Origin of the sequence: Pseudomonas sp. PA-1-3F (assembly GCF_021609665.1) — a bacterium.
GTDB lineage: Bacteria > Pseudomonadota > Gammaproteobacteria > Pseudomonadales > Pseudomonadaceae > Aquipseudomonas > Aquipseudomonas paracarnis.
This window is the reverse complement of the sequence record NZ_WJZD01000011.1, coordinates 1-12,242: the sequence shown is the minus strand read 5'-3', so window position 1 is coordinate 12,242 and position 12,242 is coordinate 1. Positions and strand designations below refer to the sequence as shown.

At 62.1% G+C, this 12,242-nt stretch carries 6 protein-coding genes, 1 rRNA gene and 1 pseudogene; 1 reads left to right on the top strand and 7 read right to left on the bottom strand.

The features are described 5' to 3' along the window. Window positions 1–123: 123 nt before the first annotated feature. Window positions 124–219, top strand: a pseudogene (locus GIV26_RS09555) (DUF3077 domain-containing protein); the annotation flags it as partial. Window positions 220–315: 96 nt separating this feature from the next. Here GIV26_RS09555 and GIV26_RS09550 read toward each other — a convergent pair. The 7 genes from GIV26_RS09550 to rrf form a co-directional block, all read right to left on the bottom strand. Then, the gene (locus GIV26_RS09550; RefSeq protein WP_034128792.1) at window positions 316–804 is read right to left on the bottom strand and encodes an OmpA family protein; all 489 of its coding nucleotides are present in this window, start codon (window positions 802–804) and stop codon (window positions 316–318) included. 5 nt (window positions 805–809) lie between these two features. Beyond that, window positions 810–2,072 (bottom strand): diguanylate cyclase domain-containing protein, encoded by a 1,263-nt coding sequence (locus tag GIV26_RS09545; protein ID WP_034128793.1) that lies wholly within the window; start codon window positions 2,070–2,072, stop codon window positions 810–812. Next, window positions 2,069–2,635, bottom strand: coding sequence for a YfiR family protein (locus GIV26_RS09540; protein WP_034128794.1), 567 nt, complete (start codon window positions 2,633–2,635; stop codon window positions 2,069–2,071). Before GIV26_RS09540 ends, GIV26_RS09545 begins: the two co-directional genes overlap by 4 nt. Before the next feature lie 139 nt (window positions 2,636–2,774). After that, on the bottom strand, window positions 2,775–4,847 hold the full coding sequence (gene recD, locus GIV26_RS09535) for an exodeoxyribonuclease V subunit alpha (RefSeq protein WP_034128795.1): 2,073 nt from the start codon (window positions 4,845–4,847) through the stop codon (window positions 2,775–2,777). Next, entirely contained in the window at window positions 4,844–8,515 is a 3,672-nt protein-coding gene (gene recB, locus GIV26_RS09530) for an exodeoxyribonuclease V subunit beta (protein WP_236280254.1), read from the bottom strand. The genes recD and recB overlap by 4 nt, the downstream gene beginning before the upstream one ends. After that, window positions 8,512–11,964, bottom strand: coding sequence for an exodeoxyribonuclease V subunit gamma (recC, locus tag GIV26_RS09525; protein WP_236280252.1), 3,453 nt, complete (start codon window positions 11,962–11,964; stop codon window positions 8,512–8,514). The genes recB and recC overlap by 4 nt, the downstream gene beginning before the upstream one ends. Before the next feature lie 160 nt (window positions 11,965–12,124). Next, a 5S ribosomal RNA gene (gene rrf / locus GIV26_RS09520) occupies window positions 12,125–12,240 on the bottom strand. Between the last annotated feature and the right edge of the window lie 2 nt (window positions 12,241–12,242).

Below are 12,242 nucleotides of genomic sequence, written 5' to 3'. Positions count from 1 at the left end.
TAGCGTCCATTTAACTAAGCCCACCATTTGCGAAAAAGCGAAACTTCATCAGCCCAGCCATTAAAATTCGTCATGACAGGTCTTTCCTACAGAGAAAACTCCTAATGGTCGTTGGTAGGTTTTCGCGGCGACCAATACGCATGGGCCGCGCATTATATGTATGAGAGGGGCAAGGCCGTGGTGGATGACTTGACGCAGGCGATGACACCGAGCCGTTGAGCGAACATTCTTGCTAGCACATCGCAGAACAACTGTGAGAGGGGCTTGCCCCCTCCCACATTGGATTGCATTTCAGCTTGGGAAAGGTGAACCCGCTTAGTCTGCGATCACTACGATCGACACCCGGCGATTCTCGGTGCGGCCTGCTGTGGTCGTATTCGGCGCTACCGGCTCGCTGCTGCCCAGGCCGCGCAGTTGGATGTTTTCTTCTTTCATGCCCACGCGGGTCAGCACCTTGCCCACGCTTTTGGCGCGGCGCAGGGACAGGGCAACATTGTAGGGCTCTTTGCCCGAGGCGTCGGTGTGGCCGTCGACACGCACACGCTCGATACCCGCGCCTACCAGGGCCTGGCCGATGCGTTCGACGATGTCGGTGCTGGGTTTGTTGAGGGTTTCGACGTCGCTGCCAAACAGCACTTTGCCGGACAGGCCGAAGGCCCAGCCTTCATCGGTCAGCTCGAAGCCTTGCTGCTTGAGCACGGCGACTTGCGCCGGGGTCAGGCCTTTGGGTGGCGTCTGGCAGCCGCTGAGGGCTAGGAAGGCCACGAGCAAAGAAATAAATAAAACGCGTGTGTTAGCGAACAAGGGAATCAACTCCTGTGTTGAACGTTGGCGACGGGGTGCTCCGACTCCGCCGTTTGCTGGCCGCCCGAAGACAATCGTTTGGCCTGGTACATCGCCGCGTCGGCAGCGTTGAGCAAGGTCCCTGGCGTGGCACCATGCTCGGGATAAATCGCAATGCCGATACTGAGGGAGGTCAACACCTGGGTGTCTCCAGGCAGTGGAATCGGCATGTCCATGCTGGCAATGATTTTGTCGGCGATGCGCTGGGCGTCTTCGGCCTTGTGCAGGGGCGCCAGCAATACCGCGAATTCATCACCGCCCAGGCGCGCCACCAGGTCGTCCTCGCGCAGTTGCGCCCGCACGCGGTCGGCAACGGCCACCAGCACGGCATCGCCAGCGGCGTGACCGAAGCTGTCGTTGATGTCTTTGAAGCGGTCGCTGTCGAGGAACAGCACCGCCACCCGCTCATTGACCTTGGCCGCGCTGCGCAGGGCACGGATCAGCCGGCCTTCGAAGAACGCGCGGTTGGGCAGGCCGGTGAGGCTGTCGTGGCTGGCCTGGTGGGCCAGGGTTTCGTTTTCGCTTTGCAGGTGGCTCTGCCAGGCCTCCATCTCGCCGAGCAGGGCGTTGAAGTCGCTGCCCAGGCTGTCGAGTTCGGCGATCTGCGCCGAGGGTACGCGGCGATCGAAGTCTCGCTCGCTGCGGGCGGCGTGGGCGACGGCAGCCAGGCGTTGCAATGGCACGGTGATACCATTTAACAGACGCCGTGACAGATGCAACGCCACCCAGGCGCTGAGGGCGGTGCAGATCAGAATCCCGATCAAGCCACTGAGCAAGAAGCGCAACAGGCTGCCACCGTGGCCGACCAGATGGATGCTGCCGACGGTTTGCCCCTGGCGCAGGATCGGCTGGCTGATGGGCTGTTCGAGCAGGGCGTGCGCTATTTGCAGCTCCACCCGTGACAACATGCCGGTTTCCGGGCGAACCCAGCGCGCCAGCAGCTTGCCGTTGATATCGAATACTTCTGCCTGGGCCACTTCTTCGGTAGAGGCAATCAGGCTCAGGGCTTCGGTGGCCGCCGCACTGTCGTTGAACACCACGGCTGCTTCCACGGTGTAGTTGATCGAGCGGGCGATCAGGTGCAGGTTGTGCTCGGCGTAAACCCGCAGGGCAAGTACGCCCAGCAGGGTCAGGGACACACTGGCCAGGGTCACTGCTACCAGCGCCAGGATCATATGCCCGCGGGCAATTACCGAGCGCAGGGTCGGCCGCACTTTATCGCGACTCATGAGCCAGGCGCTCGACGACGGGACAACTGCAACACACTGGGATGGATGCGCACGCCGCTACGAGCGACGGAATCCAGGTTGACCTCGAACGACACCTGCTCATCGCTGACGCGCAGGCAGAACAGGCTGCCCACCGTGCACTGGTCGCCCCCTTCGCTGATGCTGAGTACGGGATGGCCGATCAATGAGGTAAACAGGCGGTTGCGTTCGTCGGGGGTGATTTTGCCGATGTAGACGGCATCACAGGCATTGACGATATCCGGATGATCGACCAGCAGGCGCCGCACCAACACCGGACGTCCTGTGGCCTGGGTGGTGCCTTTGACCAGGTCATCGGTGTACTGAGTCGGCCCGACAATGCACAGCCGCAATTGCGCAGGCTCAACCGGCCAACGGGCGTAGCTGAGGATACCGAGCACCACTTGGGTGACCGCCTGCGCACGGTGCTCGGCCAGGCTGGGCGTCTGCGCAAATAGGCGCGGCGCAAGCAGGCACAGCACCGTCACCAGTAACAGGCGTCTCCAACTCAAACTGCGCGCTTTGGGCGAGACAGCCACGTTCATGCAGCGATACTCTCAAGTGTTTTCCAGGATGATGCCGCAACGATAGCACAGCAGCGGACATCCCCACGAAGCACAGCATTCGAGGGGTTCGCTATTTTTTCAGAAAAATCAGACATCTGAATAAGAAATATCGCCTGACCTACCAGTCATTTTTTTCAGACGGAAGGTCCAACTCCAACATCAATCCGCTCAGACGCTTGACCTTGCGCCGCACCGCTTCCTCAAACACGCCGCCGCGCGGCTCAACCAGGCTGAACCAACGTTTGGCACGGGTGATACCGGTATAGATCAGCTCTTTGGTCAGCACCGGGTTGAGCGCATCCGGCAGGATCAGCGCGGTGTGAGTGAACTCCGAGCCCTGGGATTTGTGCACGGTCATGGCGTACACGGTTTCCACATCATTCAAGCGGCTGGGCAATACAAAGCGCACGCCGCCCTGGCCATCGTTACGTGGAAAGGCCACCCGCAGGACGTGGGGGCCACCGTCGCTTTCGGGCAATTTCAGGGCGATGCCGATGTCGCCGTTCATCAGGCCCAGGCCGTAATCGTTGCGGGTCATCAGCACCGGTCGGCCTTCGTACCACTGCTCGTCACCTTCGATCAGGCGTACCTTGCGCAACGCCGCGGTGATGCGCAGGTTGAGCCCTTCGACGCCCCACGGGCCCTTCCGCACGGCGCAAAGCAGTTGAAACGCGTCGAAGGCGTGCAGCAGTTGTTGCGCCCAAGCAGTCCAGGCTGGACCGTCACGCGGTGTGTCCGCAGAGGGGCGCGCCGATTGCAGCAGGTTCAGGTAGTAGCGATAACCTTGGGCGCCATCGCCCTGCCCGTCCAGTACCAGGCGCTCAAGGGCGTGGTCATGCTCACCCTTGAGGCTGACGCAGAACAGGTCGTCGTGACGGCCTGCAGCTAACAGCTGGCGGGCCTCTTCGGCGTTTTGCTGGTTGACCCAACGCGCCAGTTGACCAATACCGCTGCCCTCGCCGAAGCGGCGCGAATAGCGCAGCATCACCACTTGCTGGGCCAGGGGATGGCTGCCATCGAGGTCTTCTTGCAAGCCGCTGCTGCTGAGGTCTTCACCGCTGACGGCTTGCAGCCAGTGGCGAGTCTGCGGGCTGTACCAGCCGGCTTCGGCATCGCGGCACAAGTCGCCGAGTACGGCCCCCGCTTCTACCGAGGCCAGTTGGTCTTTGTCGCCCAGCAATACCAGGCGTGCATGGGGCGGCAGGGCGTCGAGCAGGTTGGCCATCATTTCCAGGTCGATCATCGAGGCTTCGTCCACCACCAGCACATCCAAAGGCAGCGGGTTGCCCAGGTGGTGACGGAAGTGACGGGTGCCCGGACGGCTGCCCAACAAGCGGTGGACCGTGGTGACCTGGGTGGGGATTTTTTCCCGCACGTTGTCGGGCACTGTCAGTGACAGCACTTGCTGGCTGATGGATTCGGTCAGGCGCGCAGCGGCTTTACCGGTGGGCGCAGCCAGGCGAATACGCAACGGGCTGCCGGACTCCACGGCGGGCGCCTGCAACAGCGCGAGCAGGCGCACGACGGTGGTGGTCTTGCCCGTACCGGGGCCGCCGGTGACGATGCTGAAGGCGCCGCGGGTCGCCAGGGCGCAGGCGAGCTTTTGCCAGTCAATCACTCCATCGGGCGCCGGTTGGTCGAACAGGCGATTGAGCCGTTGCGGCAGATCGGCGGCGGCGTCTTCCACGCTGGCAAGGCGCAGGCGCAGGGCGCGGTCGATACGCCGCTCGTAGGCCCAGTAGCGGCGCAGGTACAGGCGCTTGCCGGACAACACCAACGGGCGGCTACGAGCCTCCTCGCTGCCATCGACGGCCAGCGCAACCAACGGGCTTGAAGCCAGGGCATGGCACCAATGCGCGCCATCCAGGCCGTGCAGCAACTGTGAGGGTAGCAGCATGGCGCCGGTGTGCAGGTCGCCTTCGGGCGGCAATGACAGGGCGAAATCCGGCGCCTTGAGGGTTTCGAACACATCCAGGCAGACGTGGCCATGGCCCAGTTGATGGCTGGTCAAGGCCGCCGCCAGCAGCACCAGGGGATCGGCCTTTGGGTCCAGCTCGTACAGGAAACCGACAAAGGCTTTGTCCAAGGCCCGCAGCCAACCCCGCTCGACCCAACGTGCAAGCAACTGCAGCAGGTCGGCAGCACGATCGAGGGGCAAAAGCGCCTCCAGCGGTAACGGCGACAGGCTCATAAGAGCACTCCTTGTTCCCAGGCGGGCTCAACCTTGGGTGGGATGGGCTTGCCCTGGAACAAAAGGTCCAGGTTTTCGATCAACTCACGGGGCGGTCGGGTGAAATACGCGCCCTGGCTCACCGACTGGCTACCGCGCAGGAACAGGTACAGGGCACCGCCGACGTGCTGGTCATAATCGTAATGCGGCAGGCGCGCCTTGAGTTGGCGGTGCAGGGCCAGCAGGTAAAGTACGTATTGCAGGTCGTACCGATGCTCGAGGATCGAGTGTTCCATGGCGTCCTGGGTGTAGGCAGAGTCGTCAGGGCCGAGCCAATTGGATTTGTAGTCGGCCACGTAGTAACGGCCATCGTGCTCAAACGTCAGATCGATAAAGCCTTTGAACATGCCGTTGAGCAGCACCGGTTCGGCGGCCACACGGGACACGCCGCCATGGGTGTGCTGGCACACCAGTTTGTCGAGGGCGAGTACGTCGACGGTGTGACTGGCAAACCAGAATTCCATCTCGATCTGGTACTGCTGCAGGCCACTGAGGGTGAAGCGCTCGTTGTACAGGGGCAGTGGCGTGTGCAGCAGGTGCTCCAGCCAGCCGCTGAGGGTGACGATCCAGCCTTCCCAGTTGCGGCGGTTACAGCGCGCGCCCACGGCTTTTTCGATCGCCTCCGGGGTCACGTTGAAACCTTCTTCACCGGCCCATTCCAACAAGCCGTGAAGGAAGGTGCCTGGGTTGGGACCGCGTGGGAAACGGTGAATATCCCCGCCGGCCGCGACCGTTTCCCGAGGGGCATCGGGGTCGAGGCGTTCGTCATCGAACAGCTTCTGGGCCTGTGGGCTTTCGGGGGCTTCGAGGTTGGCGGCGCTCATGCTGTCGCCAATGCGCAAGGCGCTATAGGAGGCAATCCACCAGTTTTCTGCGGCCTTGCGTGCAGGCAGCAACGGCGCGAGCAGGGTCGCTTGGTTGCGCGGCGGGTGGAACAAGATGTCTTGGGCGTCCGGCACAAGGTCATAACCGATGGCCGCGCAGCCTTGCTGCAAGTCCAGCAACCAGCGCGCCAGACCCGCTGATTCGCTCAACGACGCGCCGGCACCGAGCAAATAGCCCAATGCAGAAAGGTGCAAGACCGAGCTGCTGTTATTGCCGCGTTTGAGATCGGCGATGCCCAGCCAGCAGGCGTGTTTGGCGCGGGTCAAGGCCACGTACAACAAACGCAGGTCTTCGGCCAGGCGCTCATCGTCGGCTTGGGCGATCAACTCGGCCGTGGGTCGCAGGCTGACGTGGGACTTGCCGTGTTCATCGTGGTAATGCAACGGCAAGCGACTGCCATCCACGGGCTTGGCCGAACAGATGAACGGCAGGAACACCAAGTCGTATTCCAGGCCCTTGGATTTGTGGATGGTCACCACTTTGACCAGTTGCTCGTCGCTTTCCAGGCGCAGGATCTGTTCTTCACCGGCCTGCCCCGACAGCGCCAGATGCTCGGCCAAATGACGGATCAACGCCTGCTCGCCATCCAGTTCCGAGGCGGCCTGTTGCAACAATTCACTGAGGTGCAACAGGTTGGTCAGCACCCGCTCGCCATCACTGCGGGCGATGAGGGTTTGCGGCAGCTTGAAGTCGTGGAGCAGGCGACGCAGCATCGGCAACACGCCTTGGGTACGCCAGATGGCACGGTAGCCACGGAACTGCATCACCCGTGATTCCCACGCCAGTTCGTCCTGATTCAGACACTCCAGCTCCGACAGGGACAGGTTCAGGGTGACGCAGGCCAGGGCGGCACGCAGCGGGCGTTCGACATCCGGTTCGGCGCAAGCCTTCAACCAGGCCAACAGGTCATGGGCTTCCTGGGCGGCAAACACCGAGTCTTTATCCGACAGGTACACACTGCGCACGCCGCGGCGGGCCAGTTCGGCACGTACGGCTTGGGCTTCCTTGCCGTCGCGCACAAGGATGGCGATATCTGAGGGCAACACGCCCTTCAAGCGCCCCGCTTTCACAAAGCCTACGGTGCCTTGCTGCCCGCCATTGAGCAGCGCAACGATTTGCGTGGCGCAGGCGGCGGCCAGGTGTTGACGATAAACCGCGTTGGAAATCGGCTGGTCGGTGGGCAGGTGCCAAAGGTTCATGGCCGGCAGCGTGTGGCCGTCGACCTGCAACTGTTCGCTGCGGCCTTGGGACAGTACCGAATGGAACGGCACCGGGTTATCGCCATCAGGCTGGCGAAACAGGAACGCACCACGGCCGGTTTCCGCACGCTGGAACACATGGTTCACCGCCTCGACCATCGCATGGCTGGAGCGGAAGTTGGTGCCCAGGGTGTGATGGCGGCCGGTGGTGGCCTGCCGGGCGCGCAGGTAGGTGTAGATGTCGGCGCCGCGAAAGGCGTAGATCGCCTGCTTGGGGTCGCCGATCAGGAACAGGCCGCTGTCGAGGTGGTTTTCTTCGATGCGGTAGATGCTGTCGAAGATGCTGTATTGCACCGGGTCGGTGTCCTGGAATTCATCGATCAGGGCCACCGGGAATTGCTCGCGGATCACACTGGCCAGGCGCTCGCCACCGTCTGCCTGGAGGGCGGCGTTGAGGCGGATCAGCATGTCGTCAAACCCCATCTCGGCGCGGCGACGTTTCTCTTCCTCGAAACGTTTGCCGACCCAGCCGGCAGCGTGTTGCAGCACCGCCGCGTCGGGCGTTGGCAAGGCGTCGAGGCTGGCTTTGAGGCTGGCCATAGCCTCGATGCCAGGGTGCTGCGGCGGCTCGCCTTTCCACGCTTCAGCCATTCCGTCGGGCGTCAGGCGGGTGAAGCCGGTGCCGATGTCCAGTTGTTCCAGGGTTTCGTCAGCGGCCCAGGCGCTGATCTTTTCGAACCAGGGCTCGAAGTAGCGTGCTTGCATCTTGCGCCCATCGACCGCTTTGGCGGCGACGGCTTGCAGGCAGATATCTCGCAGCTCGGCAGCCCATTGTTGCCAGGGTGCCTTGAGGGCAACCAGCGCGGCGCGGCGTTCTTGCAGGCAGGCGCTGATCAGTTCGGCTGGCTCGCGGGTTTCGTCGGTGGGCCGCTCGCTGCCGAACAACGCACGCACCCGTGGCATCAGCGCCGCGGGGCCACCCCAATTATTGCGCACCCAGTTGAGCGCATCGTCGTGCATTGGGTAGCAGAACAATCGCCAGTAGTCGCGCAGCACTTCGCCCAGCAGGTCGCTATGGTCGGTTTCCAGGGTTTGTGTGAACAGGCTGCCGCTGTCGAACGCGTGTTCGCGCAGCATGCGCTGGCACCAACTGTGGATCGTGGAGACTGCGGCTTCATCCATCCATTGCGCGGCGATGTCCAGGCGATTGGCACAGGCGGGCCATTGCTGCGGATCATATTGCTCGCGCAGGTCGGCAATCAGCGCATCAGGCTGTTCGATTTCGTCACGGAAGAAGCGCGCGGCTTCGGCCAGGCGGATGCGGATACGTTCACGCAGTTCCTTGGTGGCGGCGTCGGTGAACGTCACCACGAGGATTTGCGGTGGCAGCAGTTCGCGGCCGAAACCGGATTCATCACCGCCGTGGCCGAGCACCAGACGCAGGTACAGGGCGGAGATGGTGAAGGTCTTGCCGGTGCCAGCACTGGCTTCAATCAACTGGCTGCCTTTGAGCGGAAACGCCAGGGCCAAGGGTTTGCCGATCATGCGTCAGCCTCCGTGCTGGAAAGCGATCGCCAGGGGGCGTTGATCAGCGGGCGATACAGGGTTTCGCACCAGCCTTCGAACTCTTCACTGGCGACCAGGGCCGCGTAGTCGGGAAATTGCCGCGTAAGGGCTGGCGTTTCGCGGCGTTCGCCGTCAGTGGTGATGCCATCGCCTTCATAGGCTTTGCTCGCAGCCGCTTGGGCCTTGGCGGGATCAGCCTGGCCGAGCCAGGCGAACGCGGTTTTCACTGCGACCGGTAGCGGCGCGCTCATTCCCGTGTGCCAGGCCAACAGCAGGTTACCGAGAATGTCCTCGGCGCCGGCCTTGTCCAGTGGGGCCAACAACAAGGTGTCGTCACTGGCTACCAGGCCGGTGCTCAAGGGCAGGCCACAGGCGCAGGCCACCACGTGATTGACCCAGGGGCGGATGAGGCGGTGCCACTTACGTGTCTTGATCGAACCAATACTGTTGGGGATGGTGGTGACGCTTAAAAGTCCGCCATCACTGCGTCGGTGCAGACCGCTGATCCAACCTTCCAGCTGGATGCCTTGGTACGCAAAGCTGACCGGTTCAGCACCAGTATGCGGGGTGGGCCACAACGCCAGAAGCTGTTGATAGCGTTGCACCAGGTCCGGCAGCGGCTCGATCAGTTCGTTACGCAGGCATTCACCGAAACCCACCATCGGCAGCAGGCCGCTGCCTTGCAGCCGCAGGGCCTGGGCGGTGAGCGCCTGATCGAGTTGGTCGGGTTGGGTGAGTGCCGCGTTCAGCAGGCTGTCGCTCAAGCTGTAGCGTTGCAATGCGTCCAGCACGAAGGGTTCTTCGTCAGCCAGGGGCACTTCAGCGGCTTCGAAGAATACTTTCAGGCGCTGGCTGAAGAAGTGTTTGACCGGATTGCGCAGGAAGTCCTGTAACTGGCCAAGGCTCAGGGGTTCTTCCTGTTGGTGAGGAGTCAAGCCTTGCTCTTGGGTGATGACCGCCGGTGCCTGATGCAGCAATTGCCATTCGCGCGCATAGCTGAACAACGAATCGCCTTCGTGGAAATAGCGAGCGCTGAAAGGTTGCAGCGGGTGCTCCTGGGTCATTGCGTCGATCAGCGGCAGATCGTTGCTGGCGTGCTGCCAGCCGCTGGCGAGGTGGTCGCGTAGTTGGCCGATCAGCACCGAGGCCGGGCGATCGCTGTTGTCACGGATGCTGCGGCCTACCCAGCTGATGTACAGCTGGTCACGGGCTGACAGCAGCGCTTCGAGCAGTAAGTAGCGGTCGTCTTCGCGGCGAGAACGGTCGCCGGGGCGGTAATCGCTGCCCATCAGGTCAAAATCCAGGGGTGGCTGGGCCCGCGGGTAATCGCCGTCGTTCATGCCCAGCAGGCACACCAACTTGAACGGGATCGCACGCATGGGCATCAGCGTACAGAAATTGACCGCCCCCGCCAGGAAGCGCTGGGACAGGCGCCCCTGATCCAATCCGGCCAACCATGCCTCACGCACGACCGTAAGGGGTAACTCGTCTTGCAGACCAACGGACTCGCAGGCTTCCAGCCAGGTTTCTCTTAATTGTTCGAGCTGGCCCAGCAGGTAGTCATCGTGCTCGCTGCTGGGTAGGAAAAACAGCTGCATCAACCGTTGTAGACGTTCGCCCCAGGTTTGTGGCGACGCGGGTTCCGATAACGCTTGATGGGCATCGTTCAAGGCGTCAAGCAAGGCGACCAGTGGGCCGATCAAGGCCGCATCGAGGCCACCGATTTCGTCATAAGGTTCAATACCGTCGCAGGCCGTGCCGGTACCGACGGCATAGCCCAGCAGCATACGGCGCAGGCCGAATCGCCAACTGTTTTGCTCCAGTTCCGCGGGCAGGCCCAAACCGGCGCGTTGCTCGGCATTCAAGCCCCAGCGGATGCCGGCGCCTTCGATCCAGCGATGCAAGGTGGGCAGATCACGCTCTTTGATGGCGAAGCGTTCGCGCAGGGCCGGGACGTCGAGCAGGTCGAGGATTTCGCTGACAGGGAAGCGGCTGTCGGGAAGTTTGAGCAAGTGCTCGACGGCGATCAACAGCGGGTCGCGACCACGTTGGCCTTGGTCTGTAAGGGTGAAGGGGATGAAGCGTGGGTCATGCCGTTCGAGCTGGCCGAAGACCGCGCGAATATGCGGTGCATAGCTGTCGACGTCGGGAACCATGACGATGATGTCCCGAGGGCGCAGGGAGGGGTCAGCGCTGAAGCGATGAAGTAATTGGTCGTGGAGGATTTCCACTTCGCGTTGGGCGCTGTGGGCGATATGGAAACGGATCGACGTATCGCGTTGCAAGTCGACAGCGGGCCAGAGCTCACGGGTTTCATTCAACGGGCGCAGTTCGAGGATATCGTCCTGGAGTTGGTTGAGGAGCGTGGTGGGTTCGCTGTCGCTGAACAGGTCAATACGACCGTCGCGAAATGCGGCGCGGTAGCTGTTGGGGTCATCGTAGCTGTCCAGCAGACTGATGTAATCACGGCCCTGCTTGCCCCAGGCAGCGAGCAGCGGATGGGCGTGCTGGTGCAAAGTTTGTGGGTCGATAGTGACGGGCATGCCCGTTTTGCGCGCCTGGCGTTTGTATTCGTTACGCAGCAAGTCCTTGTCGGCGACGATGTCCGACCAATGATGGCGGCAGGGGTTATGCACGCAGAGCAGGACCTGGCTGAAACGGGCCAGACCCGCCAAGGCTTCCAGCGCCTGGGCCGGCAGCGATGAGATGCCGAAGACGATCACCCGGGGAGGCAAGCCGGGCGGTGCTTGTTCAAGGCTGTTGATGCGCTCGATGAAGCGCTGATGTACGCCGGCCCGGCTTTCGGCCATGCCTGCTTCACCCACATCCAGCAGGAGCGCGCGCCACAGCTCGGCTTGCCAGCAGTTGGCTGGGTTGAGCGGTTTGGACTCGCCTCGACCATTGCGCAGTTGGTGCCGGCCTGCGGCCCAATCTTCCAGCCAGTCGGCACGGTAGACCTGGTATTGGTCGAAGAGGTCAGCCAGGCGCTCGGCGAGTTGGTAGCGTTTGCGCAGGTCGGTGTCTTGCGTCAGGAAGCGTTGCAGAGGCTCGAAGTGCGGTTGGTCGATCAGCTCGGGTAACAGCCGCATGAGGCGCCAGGTCAGCGGGGCTTTATCAAGCAGGGACTTGGGCGGGATTTCGTCACGGCCCAAAACCATACGATAAAGCTGCCACATAAAGCTGCCAGGCAGTTGCACGTCGATGGCTGCGGCAATGCCACAGCCGCCCATATCATCGGCTTGCGGGTCTTCGGCTAAGGCCAGCTTGAGCCATTGGGCGATGCCGTTGCTTTGTACCAGTGCGATTTCGTTTTCCAAAGGCGCCAGTGGGTAACGGCGCATCCAACTGACCACCAGGCTTCGCAGCTCGTCCAGGCGGTTGCCATGAACCACCATGAATCCAGGACTGAGGGATGTCGCGTCCGGCATAACGGCTTCCTTGGGAAAAGCAAAATCGAGGGATGGACTTTAGCACTGTGGTGCACGGGGCGAACACAAGGCGAACAAGTGTACGGCGACAAGGCGGACACTTTTCGAGCGCCCAAAACAAAACCCCAACTGCTTTCGCAATTGGGGTTTCGGAATTTAATCTTGACGATGACCTACTCTCACATGGGGAAACCCCACACTACCATCGGCGATGCATCGTTTCACTGCTGAGTTCGGGATGGGATCAGGTGGTTCCAATGCTCTATGGTCGTCAAGAA

What these genes read in the sequence shown, in the direction of transcription:
- GIV26_RS09545 (WP_034128793.1), bottom strand. Translation starts at nt 2,072, where the DNA reads ATGAGTCGCGATAAAGTGCGGCCGACCCTGCGCTCGGTAATTGCCCGC.
- GIV26_RS09540 (WP_034128794.1), bottom strand. Translation starts at nt 2,635, where the DNA reads ATGAACGTGGCTGTCTCGCCCAAAGCGCGCAGTTTGAGTTGGAGACGC.
- recC (WP_236280252.1), bottom strand. Translation starts at nt 11,964, where the DNA reads ATGCCGGACGCGACATCCCTCAGTCCTGGATTCATGGTGGTTCATGGC.
- recB (WP_236280254.1), bottom strand. Translation starts at nt 8,515, where the DNA reads ATGATCGGCAAACCCTTGGCCCTGGCGTTTCCGCTCAAAGGCAGCCAG.
- recD (WP_034128795.1), bottom strand. Translation starts at nt 4,847, where the DNA reads ATGAGCCTGTCGCCGTTACCGCTGGAGGCGCTTTTGCCCCTCGATCGT.